This is a genomic window from Arthrobacter pascens (assembly GCF_017052465.1).
Taxonomy (GTDB): domain Bacteria; phylum Actinomycetota; class Actinomycetes; order Actinomycetales; family Micrococcaceae; genus Arthrobacter; species Arthrobacter pascens.
In genome coordinates this window covers 22,555-38,755 of sequence record NZ_JAFHKT010000151.1, presented here as the reverse complement: position 1 = coordinate 38,755, position 16,201 = coordinate 22,555, and the positions used below count along the sequence as shown (strand labels likewise).

General features: G+C 67.6%; 13 protein-coding genes. 8 read left to right on the top strand and 5 right to left on the bottom strand.

Going from position 1 to position 16,201, the window contains the following annotated elements; translation table 11 throughout:
- Positions 1-181 precede the first annotated feature (181 nt).
- From JYA52_RS18360 to JYA52_RS18345, 4 genes are all read left to right on the top strand, one after another.
- The gene (locus JYA52_RS18360; protein WP_205654698.1) at positions 182-1,033 is read left to right on the top strand and encodes a LysR family transcriptional regulator; all 852 of its coding nucleotides are present in this window, start codon (positions 182-184) and stop codon (positions 1,031-1,033) included.
- 120 nt (positions 1,034-1,153) lie between these two features.
- Positions 1,154-1,444: a hypothetical protein gene (locus JYA52_RS18355; RefSeq protein WP_205654697.1), complete on the top strand. Its 291-nt coding sequence runs from the start codon at positions 1,154-1,156 to the stop codon at positions 1,442-1,444.
- A gap of 60 nt (positions 1,445-1,504) precedes the next feature.
- On the top strand, positions 1,505-2,647 hold the full coding sequence (locus JYA52_RS18350; RefSeq protein WP_205654696.1) for a WD40/YVTN/BNR-like repeat-containing protein: 1,143 nt from the start codon (positions 1,505-1,507) through the stop codon (positions 2,645-2,647).
- A 9-nt stretch (positions 2,648-2,656) separates the two neighbouring features.
- Positions 2,657-2,944, top strand: coding sequence for a MoaD/ThiS family protein (locus JYA52_RS18345; RefSeq protein WP_205654695.1), 288 nt, complete (start codon positions 2,657-2,659; stop codon positions 2,942-2,944).
- A gap of 5 nt (positions 2,945-2,949) precedes the next feature.
- On the opposite strand, the gene JYA52_RS18340 is transcribed toward JYA52_RS18345, so the two are convergent.
- Complete coding sequence (locus JYA52_RS18340) at positions 2,950-3,186, bottom strand: hypothetical protein (RefSeq protein ID WP_205654694.1); 237 nt, start codon at positions 3,184-3,186, stop codon at positions 2,950-2,952.
- 154 nt (positions 3,187-3,340) lie between these two features.
- Positions 3,341-4,594 carry an ROK family transcriptional regulator gene (locus tag JYA52_RS18335; RefSeq protein ID WP_205654693.1) on the bottom strand — a complete coding sequence of 418 codons (1,254 nt, stop codon included), beginning with the start codon at positions 4,592-4,594 and terminating at the stop codon, positions 3,341-3,343.
- Positions 4,595-4,746: 152 nt separating this feature from the next.
- Here JYA52_RS18335 and JYA52_RS18330 point away from each other — a divergent pair, with 152 nt between their 5' ends.
- A complete protein-coding gene (locus JYA52_RS18330; RefSeq protein WP_205654692.1) occupies positions 4,747-7,893 on the top strand; it encodes a glucan 1,4-alpha-glucosidase in 3,147 nt (1,048 codons plus the stop codon).
- Positions 7,894-8,063: 170 nt separating this feature from the next.
- The gene (locus JYA52_RS18325) at positions 8,064-9,794 is read left to right on the top strand and encodes an alpha,alpha-phosphotrehalase (protein WP_205654691.1); all 1,731 of its coding nucleotides are present in this window, start codon (positions 8,064-8,066) and stop codon (positions 9,792-9,794) included.
- A 22-nt stretch (positions 9,795-9,816) separates the two neighbouring features.
- Here the strand turns inward: JYA52_RS18325 and JYA52_RS18320 are convergent, their stop codons facing one another.
- Complete coding sequence (locus JYA52_RS18320) at positions 9,817-11,511, bottom strand: alpha-amylase family protein (RefSeq protein ID WP_205654690.1); 1,695 nt, start codon at positions 11,509-11,511, stop codon at positions 9,817-9,819.
- A complete protein-coding gene (locus JYA52_RS18315) occupies positions 11,508-12,479 on the bottom strand; it encodes a TIGR03885 family FMN-dependent LLM class oxidoreductase (protein WP_205654689.1) in 972 nt (323 codons plus the stop codon). The genes JYA52_RS18320 and JYA52_RS18315 overlap by 4 nt, the downstream gene beginning before the upstream one ends.
- An 83-nt stretch (positions 12,480-12,562) precedes the next feature.
- On the opposite strand from JYA52_RS18315, the gene JYA52_RS18310 reads away from it, so the two are divergent.
- Positions 12,563-13,630, top strand: a complete 1,068-nt coding sequence (locus JYA52_RS18310; protein WP_205654688.1) for an ATP-dependent DNA ligase — start codon at positions 12,563-12,565, stop codon at positions 13,628-13,630.
- A 139-nt stretch (positions 13,631-13,769) separates the two neighbouring features.
- On the opposite strand, the gene JYA52_RS18305 is transcribed toward JYA52_RS18310, so the two are convergent.
- Complete coding sequence (locus JYA52_RS18305) at positions 13,770-15,089, bottom strand: MFS transporter (RefSeq protein WP_205654687.1); 1,320 nt, start codon at positions 15,087-15,089, stop codon at positions 13,770-13,772.
- Between the two features lie 223 nt (positions 15,090-15,312).
- Between JYA52_RS18305 and JYA52_RS18300 the strand changes: the two genes are divergently transcribed.
- Entirely contained in the window at positions 15,313-16,200 is an 888-nt protein-coding gene (locus JYA52_RS18300; RefSeq protein ID WP_205654686.1) for an IclR family transcriptional regulator, read from the top strand.
- Position 16,201 lies beyond the last annotated feature (1 nt).

Genomic DNA, 16,201 nt, shown 5'->3' with positions numbered 1-16,201 from the left:
CCGGTGGCGGCGCCGAGCTGCGTCGACAGGGCGCTGGCAACGAGGGTGGCGGTCCCCTTCTTCCGCTCCGATGGGCCCGTGCTGGATGTGCTCATGAAAAAAGCATGTGCCCGGTCCGGGCGATACGAGAAATGCATAGAAGGGGCTATTCATGCGTTCAATGCATGAATAGGGTGGCAGCATGGGTGTTGAACTTCGCCAGCTGAGGTGCCTGGTTGCGCTAAATGATGCAGGAACGTTCACCGACGCTGCCATAGACCTGAACATGTCCCAGGCGGCGGTCTCGCGGAATGTGGCGGCCCTCGAGGAGACCCTGGGTGTCCGCCTGGTGCAGCGGACCACGCGCAGCGTCCGGCTGACGCCCGCGGGGGAGCGCACCGTGCGTCACGCGCGGCAGGCACTGTCGGTCCTGGAGCTCCTGGAACGTGATGCCCGAACCGGCAGGAACTCGATCCGTATCGGGTATGCCTGGTCCGCACTCGGGAAGCACACGGTCGAGTTCCAGCGCAGGTGGGCCGCGGCTTTCCCGAACATCGAAGTCCTCCTCGTGCGGACGAACAGTTCCACGGCCGGCCTGGCCGAGGGAAGGAGTGATTTCGCGATCCTGCGGCGTGTCCCGGACACCGCGGCCTACGACGTTGTCCTTGTTGGCCTCGAGAAGCGCTATTGCGCTATGGCGGCCGATGATCCCCTGGCCGCGAAACGGTCGGTCTCACTCGCCCAGGTGGCAGGCCGTCCGCTGGCCCTGGATGCACGCACCGGAAGCACCGGACTCGACCTTTGGCCCGACGGTGAACGGCCCCGGCACGTTGTGCAGATTGATGACATTGACGACTGGCTGACTGTCATCGGAAGCGGCCGTGCCCGGGGCATCTCTGCCGAATCAACGGCCCACCAGTACAGGCGCCGGGGCGTCGTCTACCGGCCGGTGCGCGACGCCCCGCCGGTGCCTGTCTACCTGGCGTGGTCCAGAACCGACCCGCCCCGTGAGCGCACAGAGGTCATTGGGCTGCTGGCCGGCCTCTACGCCTGACCTGCCGTCCGGCCGCGGTCTCTTTGCTCACATCCAACCGTGGCGCGGCAGGAACTCCGCCCGGCGCGTCGCATACTGGAACGAAGAGGCCATTTGTGGGGAAAGGGTGGGGGCACGGGCATGAGGACCCTGATGAAGGTCGTGCGGAATGAGTACTTTCCGGCGGCAGCCGTGCTGGTGTTTGTGGTGCTTTTCTGGACCGCGGGTTTGTTCGGTGGCCTGTCGCTGTTGAGCAGGAGCCAGCCGCCCCTCGCGACACTGACCTGGCTGCTTTTCGTCTACGCCGTCGCTGTGCTGTCCCCGCTGGCCGGGCTGCTGGCCGCCGTCGACCTGGTCCGCCGCTGGTGGCGCAAGCGCCGGCGCGGCGCGCTCCGGGCCGCGGCCCGGACGCGGTTCCTGTCCAAGGGCTGAGCTGTCCCGTCCACTGATTGCCGGGAAAAACCATTGCGGCTGCCCGGCCTGAGTGGTTCGATGGGCTTCATGGCTACCCCAGAGACGTACCTCTTAGCGATCGGGACCAAAAAAGGACTCTGGCTGGCGACCAGCCAGGACCGCAGGCAATGGTCCTTCTCCGGCCCGCACTTCCTGATGAGTGAGATCCCGAGTATCGGAATCGACACACGGGACGGCCGAACCCGGATCATGGTGGGGGTGCGCTCCGAACACTGGGGGCCCACCGTCGCCCATTCGGATGATCTCGGCGCCACCTGGACCGAACCGGAACAGGGCGCCATCAAGTTTCCCGAAGGCACCGACGCCGCCGTGGAACGCATTTGGCAGATCCACCCCGATGCCGAGTCGCGGCCCGGCGTGGTGTGGGCAGGTGCCGAGCCGATTTCGGTCTGGAAGTCCACCGACGGCGGCCAGCACTTTGAACTCAACCGTGGACTGTGGGACCACCCGCACCGCAGTGAATGGGGCGCAGGCTACGGCGGCGCCGCCGCGCACTCGATCGTCGTCAACCCGTCCGGAGACAACGTGCATGTGGCCATGAGCACCGGCGGCGTTTACCGTTCACTCGACGGCGGAACGTCCTGGGAGCCCCGAAACAGGGGCATTTCGGCCTACTTCATGCCGGACCCCAACCCGGAATTCGGCCAGTGTGTGCACAAGATCGCCGCGGATGCCGCCGTCGAAGGCCGCCTCTATGCGCAGAACCACCACGGCGTCTACCGCACTGACGACAACGCGGAAAGCTGGCAATCCATTGCCGAGGGCCTGCCCGCCGATTTCGGGTTTGTGATGCTGACCCACCCGCGGAGGGCAGGCACGGCATGGGTGGTTCCGCTAAAGGCCGACGGCGAGCGGATTCCGCCCGAAGGCAAGCTCGCCGTGCACCGCACGGACGACGCCGGCGGAACCTGGAAGCGGCTGGACGCAGGCCTGCCGCAGTCCGAGTTCAACGCCGTGCTCCGTGACGCCGCAGCGGTGGATGCCGCCGAGCCGGTCGGCGTGTACTTCGGCACGCGCGGAGGTGCCGTGTACGCCAGCGCCGACGAGGGCGAAACCTTCGCGGAGGTGGCATCGCACCTGCCGGACGTCCTGTGCGTCCGCGCCGCGGTTGTGGTGGATGCCGCGGTTGTGGCGGATGCTGCGGTGGCGTCGTCCGCATGAGGTCCGTCTGTGGCTGAGATCAGCGTGGTGCTTCCCAGCGTCCTCCAGCCGCTCGCCGGCGGGCAGTCCTTGCTGACTGCGCCCGCCGACGGGACGGTGACTGTGGGCTGGTTGCTCGATGCCGTGACCGGGGACTACCCGGTGCTGGCCAGGCGCCTGCGGGACGAAACCGGTGCCCTCCGCCGCTACGTGAATATTTACGTGAACGGTGACGAGGTCCGTCGTCTGCAAGGCCTGGACACGGAAGTTGCTGGGGGCCAGGAAGTGCTGATCATCCAGTCCGTGGCCGGGGGATAGCTGGCTCAGGCGACGCGCCAAACGCTGCACTCATCGGCATTGATTGCTTTGCGCATGCCCGTGTGATGGTCCATGATCCAGACGACACCGATCCCGGGCGCTGTCTCCTCGACGCTGCCGCGGCGGATGATGACGTCGTCGTAATTGGGGCCCACCGAGAGGCGGGCTTCGATCTCATCCCCGCGGTGGAGCTGGTCCAGGGCGCGGATGCGCCTCGTGTGTGCTTTGGCTTCCTTCAACATGGCATGGCCTCCTGGGCTGGAGCTGGCGCCTGCTATTGCCGGCAAGTCCAGTCTGGCGGGACATTGTTGCGCCTTCGTTTCCTGCCCGTTAGGGCCCGGTTAGTTTCAGGCGCCGGGCCCGTTTCGCGGGGAAAGCGGCTGCCGTCCGCAGGGGCTAGTCAAGGAGGTGTTCGAATGCGTGGTCCAGCGCCGCGCGGACGGACCCCATAAGCGCCGCATGGTCCCCGAGCATGGATGCCGCCAGCCTGGGCCGAACCGAGTTCAGCCTGCCCAGATGGTGGTCGAAAACTGGAAGCAGCACGTCGCCGGCGTCGGCTGGCCCGCCGGCCAGGACCAGCAGCTCCGGGTCCAGCAGTGTGCTCACCACCGCCGCCGCCCGCGCCGTGCGTTCCATGACGACGTCCACAACGTCGACGGCGGCCTGGTCGCCGCGGCGGGCAGCCTCCACCACCATCTCGGCCGTGACGGTCTCCGGGTCACCGGCGCACAGTTCCACGAGGACGCTGTCCTCCGGTGTTGCCGGGCGGTCGCCGGCGATAATCTCGGCAGCGGCGACGGCACCAAGCTCCCGGCACATGCCTCCCACGGCGTCGGTGTTGCCCACGCCCTCGACGAGCTCCAGGAAGCGCATCTCACCCGCTGCCCCCGCGCCGCGGATCAGCCGTCCGCCGAGGCAGATGCCGGCCCCGAGGCGCCATCCGGCAAGCAGGACAATGACGTTGTCCACCCCCCGGGCGGCACCCCGCCAGCGCTCCGCCATCACGGCCAGGTTCGCGTCGTTGTCCACCAGCAGCGGCCAGTCGAAATCCGGCCGCAGCGCCGTGCGCAGGTCCAGGGCTGCCATGCCTGGCAGATAGGACTCAAGGGCCACCGCATGGCCGTCGTCTGTGACCGGGGCCGGAACGGCCATCCCCGCGGCCAGCACCCGGCCGGGATCCCCGCCGGCTTCGGCGAGCAGCTCCTTCATGATCCGCCGGGCAATCATGACCCGCTCGGGCGCGCCGACGTGTTCGTCCCGCCACGGTTCGGTGGCTTCCACCACGATCCGTCCCCGGAGATCGGCCAGGCAGCAGGAAATCTTGGTGGCTCCCAAGTCGATGCCGGCAACCAGCCCCGCACCGGCGTTCAGGGCATACCGGCGCGAGGGCCTGCCGCCGGTGCTCGCCGCCACCTGTATCGCGGTGCGTTCCCCGACCGACGCCGGAGCGTGAGCTGCCCCGGTTTCCGTCACCCAGCCGCGGCCGATCAGTTCGTCGCAGACGGAGTGCACCGTGGGCCGTGACAGGCCGGTAGCCGACATGAGGTCCCCGGCGGTCAGCTCGTCGCCGGACACCAACGCCTGCAGTACGGCTTCCGCGGTGATCCGCCGCAGGACGGGAGCGGTGGCGGCCGTTCGCTTCGGCGACATACTTTCCCCACCCCCTTGACGTCCGGACAAATGCTCTCCCATACTAGCTGGCAGCGGTTTATTAAAGCTATTAATAAACCCCGTCCACGGTTTGGCTTAGAGGCTTCTGGGGTCCTCTGGCCGGACAATTCCCGCACTCACCGAGGAGAGCAATGAAGCAACGCCTCAAATCCGCCTGCAGTGCCACCGCCCTGGCGGTGGCCGTTTCGGCGCTGGGCCTGAGCCCCGCCCTCGCGGAAACAGCCGAGCCGCCCGGTTCGCCCGGAGCCGCCGCCACCTGGACCAAGGGGGACAAGGAGGGCGTCGGCACGTCCCTCAACCCCGCCTCCAAGGTCTGGTACACCCTGACCGAAGGCACCATGAGCGAGGTCTACTACCCTCGGGCCGATACCCCGAATACGCGGGAGCTGCAGTTCGCCGTCAGTGACGGCAGCACCGCCCAGCGCGAGAGTGAGCAGACCACCCGCACCGTTGAACTTGCCGATCCGAAAGCCCTCAGCTACCGCCAGACCACCACGGACAACGCCGGCCGCTGGCGGCTCACCAAGACCTACGTCACCGACCCCCGGCGCTCCACCGTGATGCTTGGCGTCACGTTCGAAGTGCTCGACGGCGGCGACTACCAGCTGTTTGTCCTCTCCGACCCGTCGCTGGCCGGGACCTCCGGCGGCGACTCCGGCAGCGTGTCCGGCGGCGCCCTCCTCGCCTCCGACCTCGCCGACGCAGCCACTCCCGTTGCCACCGCGCTCGTATCCTCCGTGGGGTTCGGCGCCGTCTCCAACGGCTACGTGGGAACCAGCGACGGGTGGACCGACCTCGCCGCGGACGGCCGGCTGGACAACGCGTCCGCCACCGCCGGCCCCGGCAACATTTCCCAGACCGGCCAGATTCCACTGGCAGCAGGCGGGAAGACCGAGTTCTCGCTCGCCCTCGGCTTCGGTGCGGACACAGCCGAGGCACTCGCGACCGCCAAGGCGAGCCTCGGCACCGGCTACAAGAAGGTGAGCAAGAGCTACACGGGGGAGTGGAAGAAGTACCTGAACTCCCTTGACCAGCCCGCCACGTCGCTCACGGGCGCACTGCGCACGCAGTACGACGTTTCCCTCATGACCGTGAAGTCCCACGAGGACAAGACCTTCCCCGGCGCCTTCATCGCCTCGCTGACCATCCCGTGGGGCCAGGCGGCCAGCGCCGAGACCCACCGCGAGGGGTACCACGCCGTCTGGGCGCGGGACATGTACCAGTCGGTCACCGCCCTCCTTGCCGCCGGCGACGAGGAGGCTGCAGCCCGCGGCGTCGAATGGCTGTTCACGTACCAGCAGCAGCCGGACGGCCACTTCCCGCAGACCTCACGTGTGGACGGCACGATCGGCCAGAACGGCATCCAGCTGGATGAAACGGCGTTCCCCATCCTGCTGGCCAACCAGATCGGCCGCACCGACGCCGGCTTCTACCGCAACGAACTCAAGCCCGCAGCCGACTATCTCGTTGCGGCAGGCCCCAAGACACCGCAGGAACGCTGGGAGGAGACCGGCGGCTACTCGACGTCCACGCTGGCCTCCCAGATCGCAGCACTCGCCGCAGCGGCGGATATCGCCGGAAAGAACGGCGACGCCGGTTCCGCCGCCGTTTACCGCGCCACCGCAGACGAGTGGCAGCGCAGCACCGAGAAGTGGATGTTCACCACGAACGGGCCGGTGGGCGACGGCAAGTACTACCTGCGCATCAGCGCCACCGGCAACCCGAACGACGGCGCCACCCGGGACTGGGGGAACGGCGCCGGAGTGCACCCTGAGAATGCCGTCCTGGACGGCGGCTTCCTGGAATTCGTCCGGCTCGGCGTCAAGGCACCGGCGGACCCCCACGTTGCGGACTCTTTGGCCGAGACCGACGCGTCGATCTCCCAGGAGACCCCCGGCGGCCGCATGTGGCACCGCTACACCTACGACGGGTACGGCGAAAAGGCCGACGGCTCGCCCTGGGACGGCACGGGCATCGGCCGTCTTTGGCCCCTCCTCAGCGGTGAACGCGGCGAGTACGCGCTCGCCAACGGCCAGGACGCACTGCCGTACCTGGAGACCATGCACTCCGCGGCCAACGCCGGCTACATGATCCCCGAGCAGGTCTGGGACCGGGACGAGCCCACCTCCTACGGCCACGAACTGGGCCGCAGCACCGGATCGGCGTCGCCGCTCTCCTGGGCCATGGCCCAGTACGTCCGCCTGGCCGCCGGCGTGAAGGCCGGCGCCCCCGTGGAAACGCCACGGAATGTTGCCGCCCGCTACGCCGCCGGAGCCCCGCTCTCGAGCCCGGAACTCTCCGTTACCGCACCGGAGGCGCTGTCGACGGCGGATTCGGCCACCGCCGTCGTCCGCGGAACCACAAGCGCTGCGAAGGTGTACGTGTCCGTGAACGGGACTGCCACGGAAGCGCCGGTAACTGACGGAACGTTCACCCTCGACGTCGCGCTCACCGGGGCCAGGAACAAGATCACCGTCGCGGCGGTCGCGCATGACGGCGGCACCGCCGTCGAGGACCGCACGGTCCTCTACTACGGCAGCCGGATCGGCGCCCTCAGCGACCCTGCGGGCGACGACAACGGCCCCGGAACCTACAGGTACCCGACCAACAGCGCATACGTTCCGGGCGCCTTTGACCTGACCGGAGTGGACGTTTACGACGCCGGCGATGACTACGCGTTCGTCTCCACCGTCGCCGGCGAAGTGACCAACCCCTGGGGCGGCCAGGCCATCTCGCACCAGCGCGTCAATATCTACCTGGGCAAGGGCGAGGGCGGGGCCACCCCGGGACTGCCCGGCACCAACATCAACCTGGAGCATGCCTGGGATTCGGTGATCGTCACGGACGGCCGGTTCGACGGCGCCGGCGTGTACGCACCGGACGGCACGCGCATCTCCGCGGTCTCGCTCCTGGGCGTCCCCGAGGCGCGGCAGATCGTGACCCGCGTGCCCAAGGCGGCCCTCGGCGGGCTGGATCCCGCGACGGCCCGGATGTCCGTGGCCATGTTCGGCAACGCCGAGGCCGGCGAGGGAATCGGCAACGTGCGGCCCGTCTACGACGGCGCCTACTGGGAAGCCGGCGACCCGGCCTGGATCAAGGAATGGCGCTTCGGCGGCGGAGCGGGTGTCTTCGACGGCACCATCCCGTCCCGGGACACGGACACCGGCGATCCCAACGCCTTGGACGTCCTCGTCGGCGAAGGCCAGACGCAGGCAGCCGTGCTGGACTGGCGCGCGGGCTCGCCCGTGGTGGTGCCGATGCTGGGCCTCCAGCCGTAACTGCGGTTCCGGCGACGCTACTCCCTGGCCGTTCAGAATAACGACGCCGGCACCCGCCTTTCCGGGCGGGTGCCGGCGTTGCCGTGGGCAGGGATTGACCCGGGAATCTTCCCGGACAAGACTTTCACTGGGCCCGCAGCCCCTACGCCGCCGACCGGGAGGAACCAGCCATGACCATCGAGGAAACCGAGGAAGAAGCAACCTACCGGGCCGGCAGGGAATGGTTCAAGAGTGCCGTCGTGTACCAGATCTACCCCCGCAGCTTCGCCGATTCCGACGGTGACGGCGTGGGCGATCTCCGGGGGATCATCGGCAAGCTGGACTACCTGCAGAAGCTCGGCGTCGACGTCGTCTGGCTTTCCCCGGTGTACCGCTCGCCGCAGGATGACAACGGCTACGACATCAGCGATTACCGGGACATTGACCCCGTCTTCGGCGGCCTGGAAACCCTGGATGAGCTGCTTGACGGCCTGCACGCCCGCGGCATGAAGCTGGTCATGGACCTCGTGGTCAACCACACCTCCGACGAGCACCCCTGGTTCGCGGAGTCGCGCTCCAGCAAGGACAGCCCGAAGCGGGACTGGTACTGGTGGCGGCCCGCACGGGAAGGGGCGGAGCCCGGCACGGCAGGGGCAGAGCCCAACAACTGGGGTTCCGCATTCTCCGGCTCTGCCTGGGAGTACGACGCCGCGACCGGGGAGTACTACCTCCACCTCTTTTCGAGGAAACAGCCGGACCTCAACTGGGAAAACCCGGAGGTCCGGGCCGCCGTCTACGACATGATGAACTGGTGGCTGGACCGCGGCGTGGACGGCTTCCGGATGGACGTCATCAACTTCATCTCCAAGGACCAGTCCCTGCCGGACGGTCCCCGGGCCGACGGCATGCTGTACGGCGACGGCGGCCCGCACTACATCTGTGGCCCCCGCATCCATGAATTCCTGCAGGAGATGCACCAGGAAGTGTTTGCCGGGCGGGACAAGGACCTGCTCACCGTGGGTGAGATGCCCGGGGTGACGGTGGATGACGCCGTGCTGTTCACCGACCCCGGACGCCGGGAAGTGGACATGGTGTTCCAGTTCGAGCACGTGGCCCTGGACCAGGAGGGCGGCAACAAGTGGCGGCCCAAGAAGCTGTTGCTGACCGACCTGAAGAAATCTCTCGGCCGCTGGCAGGAAGCCCTGGGGGAGCGCGGCTGGAACAGCCTCTATTGGGGCAACCACGACCAGGCCCGGGCCGTCTCCCGCTTCGGGGACGACGGCGAATACCGCGAGCAGTCCGCCAAGATGCTGGCCGCCGTCCTCCACCTGCACCGCGGCACCCCGTACGTGTACCAGGGCGAAGAGCTGGGCATGACGAACATGGCGTTCGGTGCCATCAGCGACTACCGCGACATCGAGGTTCTCAACCACCACCGGGAGGCGACCACCCACCTCGGCCACACCGATGCCGAAGTCCTCGCGGCCCTGGCTCCGCTGAACCGGGACAACGCCCGCACCCCCGTGCAGTGGGATGCCAGCCGCCACGGCGGCTTCACCACGGGCGCGCCGTGGATCGCGGTCAATCCGAACGCCAACACCATCAACGCCGCAGCGCAGGTGGACGATCCCGCCTCAGTCTTCAGTTTCTACCGCCGCGTGATCGCCCTGCGCCACGCCGATCCGGTGGTGGCCTACGGTGACTTCACGATGCTGCTGCCCGACGACGAACACGTCTACGCGTTCCGGCGCTCCCTGCCGGACGCCGAACTGCTGGTCCTGGGCAACTTTTCGGGAACTGAGCAGTCGGCCGGCGTTGACGGCTCCTGGGGCGACGCCGAGCAGGTGCTCGGAAATTACCCGGCAGCGCCCGGCCTCGGGCTGCGGCCCTGGGAAGTGAAGGTGTTCCGCCGGAACCTGTAGCCGGCCCTTCTAAAGGCGGGCCTCAGGGAGCCAGCCTGTCGCCGGGCTTGTGCACGCGGAACCAGCGGTAGCCGTAGCGCCCCAGCTCGACGGTGAACCCGCCGTCGGGCTCCAGGTCTTCATTGCCGCCGTCGAACAGGTCCAAAAGGACCGCGCCCTTGAAGGCCCGGGGCGGGCCGTCCTGCGGCCCGACGTTCCCGCTGACTTTCACGGTATCCTCACCGAAGTTGTGCAGCAGCAGCAGGGTGGCCCCGGCGGAGCTGCAGGTGTGCGCGAAGACCGCCGGCTCAGCCTGGTCGATGACGGCGAAGTCGCCCCAGCCCAGTTCCGGTGACTCGCGGTAGCGCTGGATGAGCGTGGCGATGAAATTCCACAGCGAGCCCGGATCCCGCTTGGCCGCCGCCGCGTTGACCTTCTCCGGGCCGAAGTCCCCGCGCGCCATCGGTTGCACGAGGTCCGAGACCTTGGCGTCCGAGAAGCCGCCGTTCTTTTCGTCGTTCCATTGCATCGGCGTGCGGACGGCGGCACGGCTTTTCTGCCGCAGGTCCTCGCCCATGCCGATTTCTTCGCCGTAATAGAGCACGGGGGTGCCCGGCAGCGAGAACATCAGCGAGTACACCATCCGGATCCGGCCGGCGTCGCCGCCCAGCATGGGCGGCAGCCTGCGCCGGAGGCCCCGGCCGTACACCTGCATGTTCTTCTCCGGGCCGAACGCGGCGAAGACCTCCTCACGCTCGCCGTCACTGAGCTTGTCCAGAGTCAGTTCGTCATGGTTGCGGACAAACATGGCCCACTGGTTGTCCGGATTCAGCGCCGGCCTGGCCTTCAGCGTCTCCGCAAGCGGCCGGGCGTCCCCGCGGGCCAGCGAAAGGTACAGGTGCTGCATGGACATGAAGTCGAACTGCATGTTCAGTTCGTTCCCTTCGGCCCCGCCGAAGTATTCGAGCTGCTCCTTGTACGGCAGGTTCACCTCGCCCAGCAGCACGGCGCTGCCGTTGCGCCGGCCGAGGAAACTGCGCAGGGCAGCCAGGTAGTCGTGCGGATCGATGTTCGCGGCTTCATCCTTCGGCTGCCCGCGGGTCTCCAGGAAAAACGGCACGGCGTCGAGCCGGAATCCCTCCAGCCCCAGCTCCAGCCACAGTCCCATTGCCTTGGCGATCTCGTTCCGGACCTTCGGGTTGGTGACGTTGAGGTCCGGCTGGTGCTCCTTGAACATGTGCAGGTACCACTCGCCGGTGGCGTCGTCCTGGGTCCAAATGGACGTCTGTTCTCCCGGGAACACCACTTCGGAGGAGGTGTCCGGCGGGGTGTCCTTGCGCCACACGTAGTAGTCGCGGTAGGGGTTGTCCACGGACTTCCGTGCCTCCTGGAACCACGGATGCTGGTTTGAGGTGTGGTTGACTACGAAGTCCGCGATCACCCTGATGCCGCGGTCCTTGGCGGTGCGGATGAACTCCACGAGGTCGCCCATGGTGCCCAGCCGGTGGTCGACGCCGAAGAAATCGGTGACGTCATACCCGTCGTCCCGGTCCGGGGTCGGGTAGAAGGGCATGAGCCAGATGCAGCTCACGCCCAGCGCCGCGAGGTAGTCCACGCGCTGGGTGAGTCCGGCGAAGTCGCCGGTGCCGTCGCCGTCGTCGTCGAAAAAAGTCTCGACGTCGAGGCAGTAAATCACGGCGTTCTTCCACCACAGGTCCGAGGTTTCAGCGATTCTCATGCGGTGCGCACCTCCCGGAGCTGGGGCAGCACCTTGTCCGCGAACGCGTCGATGAACGGGGCCTGCTCCTGGCCCACGAAGTGGAGATACAGCTCGTCGAAGCCGAGGCCTGCGTATTCCCCGAGCCACTCGGCATGCTGGTCCAGGCTGGCGGAGACGTTTACCGATTTGCGGAGCTGTTCCTCGCCGACGTCGGTGCTGACCCCGTCGAAATGGGCGGCGGTGGGCAGGTCCCAGGGTATGGGCGGGGCAAAGATATTGGACCTCCACTGGTCCATGGCAATGGCCACGGCATCCTGTTCATCGGGCGCCCAGGACAGGTGGATCTGCAGGATCGCCTTGCCGCGGCCGCCGTTGTCGCGGTAGGCGCTGAGCATCTCCCGGAGCTTGTCATGGGGCTGGTTCACGGTGACCAGGCCGTCCGCCCAGGCGGCGGAGCGTCTGGCCGTCTCCACGCTGATGGCCGGCGCAATGAGCGGCGGCGGGGGCTCCGGAACGTCCCAGATCCGGGCCTGCTCCACCGTCACCAGGCCGTGGTGGGTGACCTCCTCGCCGGCGTGCAGCCGCCGGATGACGTCCACGCATTCCTCGAGCCGCTGCTGCCGGGTCTCCTTCAGCGGCCACGGGTCTCCGGTGATGTGCTCGTTCATGTTCTCCCCGCTGCCCAGGGCCACCCAGAACCGTTCCGGGAACATGGAGGCCAGCGTGGCGGCGGCATGGGCGACGATGGCGGGGTGGTACCGCTGGCCCGGCGCGTTGACCACTCCGAACCGCATCTTGGTGGTTGCCAGTGCCGCCCCCAGCCAGGACCAGGCGAATCCGGAATGCCCCTGCCGGGCGGACCAGGGTTCGATGTGGTCCGAGCACATGGCGGCGTCGAAACCGGCCTCCTCCGCGTGCTGGACATCCTTCAAAAGCTGTCCCGGGCTGATCTGTTCATGCGACGCGTGAAAACCGATGGCTGCCATCGTTAATGTCTACCGGGGCCCGGTGCCAGTGTCGAGGGCTCCAGGGGTGGCGCCTTTGCGGGACCCGGGTAAGAATGGGGCCTATGCAGCTGCCGGTCATGCCCCCCGTTTCTCCGATGCTTGCCAAATCGGTGGCCGCCATCCCGGACGGGGCCATGAGCTACGAGCCTAAGTGGGACGGGTTCCGGTCCATCATCTTCCGCGACGGCGACGACGTGGAGATCGGCAGCCGCAACGAAAAGCCGATGACGCGCTACTTCCCCGAGCTCGTGGAGGCGCTGAAGGCCAACCTGCCGCCAAAATGCGTGCTCGACGGCGAGATCGTGCTGGTGGGTACCTCCGGGGACCGGCTCGACTTCGACGCCCTGCAGCAGCGGATTCACCCGGCGGCGAGCAGGGTCAAGATGCTGGCCGAACAGACGCCGGTGAAGTTCGTGGCCTTCGACCTGCTGGCACTCGGTGACGACGACTTCAGCGGCAGGCCTTTCGCGGAGCGCCGCGCCGCCCTGGAACAGGTCCTGGCCAGCGCCGGCCCGCCGATCCACCTGACCGCCGCCACGCAGGACCGGGAGCTGGCCGGGCGATGGTTCCACCAGTTTGAAGGTGCCGGGCTGGACGGGATCATCGCCAAGCCCCTCAACGGCGTGTACCAACCGGATAAGCGGGTCATGTTCAAGGTCAAGCATGAGCGGACGGCGGACTGCGTCCTGGCCGGATACCGGCTGCACAAGAGCGGCCCGGACGCCATCGGATCGCTGCTGCTGGGTCTGTACAGGCCCGACGGTGAACTCGCCAGCGTGGGCGTGGTGGGCGCCTTTCCGATGCAGCGGCGGAAGGACCTTTTCGAGGAACTGCAGCCGCTCGTCACTGACTTCGACAACCACCCGTGGGCCTGGGCCAAACAGGAGGACGGCACCCGCACCCCGCGCAACGCCGAGGGCAGCCGCTGGAGCGCCGGCAAGGATCTGTCCTTCACGCCGCTGCGTCCCGAACGGGTGCTTGAAGTGAAGTACGACCACATGGAGGGCGAACGGTTCCGCCACACGGCCCAGTTCGTGCGCTGGCGCCCGGACCGCGGGCCGGAGTCGTGCACCTATGAGCAGCTGGAGGAGCCGGTGAAGTTCGACCTCGCCGAGGTGCTGGCAACTTAAACGGGACGGGCCGCCGTCGTGACCTTCTTTGAAGCTAAACCGGCCGCAGAGGCGGCGATTCGCCGTGTCGCGGGGTGTTTAGCGGGCAAACAGGGTCACGACGGCGGGGCGCACCTGGGCCGGTCGGGTGCCAGCCGGGTTACTTGAGGCCGAGCTGCTGGGTGGGAACCTTGAAGGTTTCCTTGGCCGTCAGGGCAGAGACCGCGGCGATGGTGCAGATGACGGCGGTGAAGACGCTGATCTGGACCCAGCCGCCGGGCTTGATGCCGCCCATGGCTGCCACGATCGCCGGCGCGAATCCGGCCATCAGGAAGCCGAGCTGGGTGCCGATGGCCAGGCCGGAGAAGCGGACCTTGGTGCTGAACATCTCGGCGTAGAAGGACGGCCAGACGGCGTTCGAGGCTGCGTAGCCGCAGGAGAAGAAGCCGATGGCGGCCAGGAACATCAGCGGCACGCTGCCCGATTCGAGGCTGAGCAGGAAGACCGGGGTGAGGATGGCGCTGGACAGGGCGCCGTAGATGAAGACGGGCTTGCGGCCGATCCTGTCGGCGAGCCGGCCGAACAGCGGCTGCGTGCCCAGGGCCACGAGGTTGGCGCCGACAACGAGCCACAGGGTGGTGGTGCCGTCCACGCCGGCCACGGTCTTGGCGTAGCTGATGGCGAGGGTGCCAAACACGGTTGAGACGGCGGCAATGAAGGCGCAGCAGATGACGCGCAGGACATCGCGCCAGTGGGTCTTCAGCAGGTCGGCCACGGGCAGCTTGGCGATCTGGGCGGTCTTCTGGGCTTCCTCGAAGGCGGGCGGCTCGTGCAGCGTGCGGCGGATGAAGAACGCCACAATCACCACTACGGCGCTGAGCCAGAACGGGATGCGCCAGCCGATGCCGTACTTGATCTCGTCGGGCAGGGCGAGGACCGGGATGAAGACGAGTGCGGCGAGGATCTGGCCGCCCTGGGTGCCGGTGAGGGTCCAGGAGGTGAAGAAGGAACGGCGGTTGTCCGGGGCGTGCTCCAGGGTCATGGAGGAGGCACCGGCCTGCTCGCCGGCTGCGGAGAGGCCCTGGCAGAGGCGGGCCAGCACCAGCAGGGCCGGGGCCCACCAGCCGACGGTGTTGAAGTCCGGGAGGCAGCCGATCAGGAACGTCGACGCGCCCATGAGCAGCAGCGTGAACATGAGGACCTTGCGCCGGCCCACCCGGTCGCCGAAGTGGCCCAGGATGACGGCGCCGACCGGCCGCGCCACGTAGGCGAAGCCGAAGGTGGCGAAGGACATGATGGCTGCATTCGCGTCAGCATTCGGGAAGAAGACCGTGGGGAAGATCAGGGCGGCGGCGGAGCCGAAGATGAAAAAGTCGTAGTACTCGACGGCGCTGCCGAGGAAGCTGGCAAGGGCTGCCTTCTTCGGGGTCCCGGCCGGGGCAACGGTGCCCGGCTCTGCGGACGGGAGTGTCTGGCTCATGGTGTTCCTTCGGTGTGACGACGTTGTCGCGGATGTATCAGGAGTGGTGCAGCCGCCGTCCGTGGTGGGGAAGGGGCGGCTGGAGGTCCTCGGACCCGGACGAAGTAGCCACATGGTGAGAGCTACTTGTGCGATACAGCAATGATGACTGTGAGGGCAGTCACCTGTCAAGAATCTTATTCACGATCTAGAAATAGCTCTCACATTGTGGCAACATCGAGGTATGAGTGTGAAAGAAGCCACAGGCGGCGACGCCGGCATCCAGTCCCCGGAAGAAGCACCGGCAGAAGGGTCAGTCAATGAGCCGGCCAATGAGCCGGGGGTGCAGGCCAAGCCGGCAAAATCCGCGAAGGGTGACTCCCGGACGGACATGGTGGGCAAGGCCCTGGGCCTGCTCGTACTGCTCGGCGATGAGCCCCGTGGCGCCAGCGCGTCCGACCTCTCCCGCCGGGCGGACCTGCCCTTCAGCACCACCTACCGGCTGCTGGGCTCGCTGACCCGCGACGGATTCGTGGACTACGAGCCGGACGGCCGCCGCTACCACCTGGGCCTGCGCATCTTCCAGCTGGGTCAGCGGGTGTCCAACCACCACGGGTTTGCCGGCACCGCGCTCCCCATCCTGCGCCGCGTCACCGAGCAGTCGGGGGAGGCCACCATCCTGTCTGTGCGGGACGGCATCCACCACCTCACTGTGAACAAGGTGGACGGGCCGCAGACCTTCCGCGTCACCAGCGACCCCGGCCATCTCGGGGCCCTCCACACGACAGCCGTGGGCAAGGCTCTTGTTGCGTTCGCCGAGGATTCCGAGCGGGAACGGCTCCTGGCGGAGCTGCCGCTGGAACCGCTCACGGAAGTTTCCATTACCGACCGCGCCCAGTTCCGCGCCGAAATCGACAAGGTCCGGCGCCAGGGCTATGCCGTCATGGACGAGGAAAACGAGCTCGGCATGCGTGCCGTGGCCGTGCCGGTCTTCAACTCCCAGGGTGTTGCCTTCGCTTCGCTGGCCACCGCCGTTCCCGTGTTCCGGCTCAGTCTGGAGGCACTCGTGGCGCTGGTGCCGTTGCTGCAGGACGCCGCGGCGGAGCTGGCCGCCAGGCTGCCGCAGCGCTGAT

Excerpts from the sequence above, each read along its gene's own strand:
- JYA52_RS18340 (WP_205654694.1), bottom strand. The coding sequence starts at position 3,186 with ATGTTGAAGGAAGCCAAAGCACACACGAGGCGCATCCGCGCCCTGGAC.
- JYA52_RS18305 (WP_205654687.1), bottom strand. The coding sequence starts at position 15,089 with ATGAGCCAGACACTCCCGTCCGCAGAGCCGGGCACCGTTGCCCCGGCC.
- JYA52_RS18360 (WP_205654698.1), top strand. The coding sequence starts at position 182 with ATGGGTGTTGAACTTCGCCAGCTGAGGTGCCTGGTTGCGCTAAATGAT.
- JYA52_RS18315 (WP_205654689.1), bottom strand. The coding sequence starts at position 12,479 with ATGGCAGCCATCGGTTTTCACGCGTCGCATGAACAGATCAGCCCGGGA.
- JYA52_RS18320 (WP_205654690.1), bottom strand. The coding sequence starts at position 11,511 with ATGAGAATCGCTGAAACCTCGGACCTGTGGTGGAAGAACGCCGTGATT.
- JYA52_RS18300 (WP_205654686.1), top strand. The coding sequence starts at position 15,313 with ATGAGTGTGAAAGAAGCCACAGGCGGCGACGCCGGCATCCAGTCCCCG.
- JYA52_RS18330 (WP_205654692.1), top strand. The coding sequence starts at position 4,747 with ATGAAGCAACGCCTCAAATCCGCCTGCAGTGCCACCGCCCTGGCGGTG.
- JYA52_RS18325 (WP_205654691.1), top strand. The coding sequence starts at position 8,064 with ATGACCATCGAGGAAACCGAGGAAGAAGCAACCTACCGGGCCGGCAGG.
- JYA52_RS18355 (WP_205654697.1), top strand. The coding sequence starts at position 1,154 with ATGAGGACCCTGATGAAGGTCGTGCGGAATGAGTACTTTCCGGCGGCA.
- JYA52_RS18310 (WP_205654688.1), top strand. The coding sequence starts at position 12,563 with ATGCAGCTGCCGGTCATGCCCCCCGTTTCTCCGATGCTTGCCAAATCG.
- JYA52_RS18335 (WP_205654693.1), bottom strand. The coding sequence starts at position 4,594 with ATGTCGCCGAAGCGAACGGCCGCCACCGCTCCCGTCCTGCGGCGGATC.
- JYA52_RS18350 (WP_205654696.1), top strand. The coding sequence starts at position 1,505 with ATGGGCTTCATGGCTACCCCAGAGACGTACCTCTTAGCGATCGGGACC.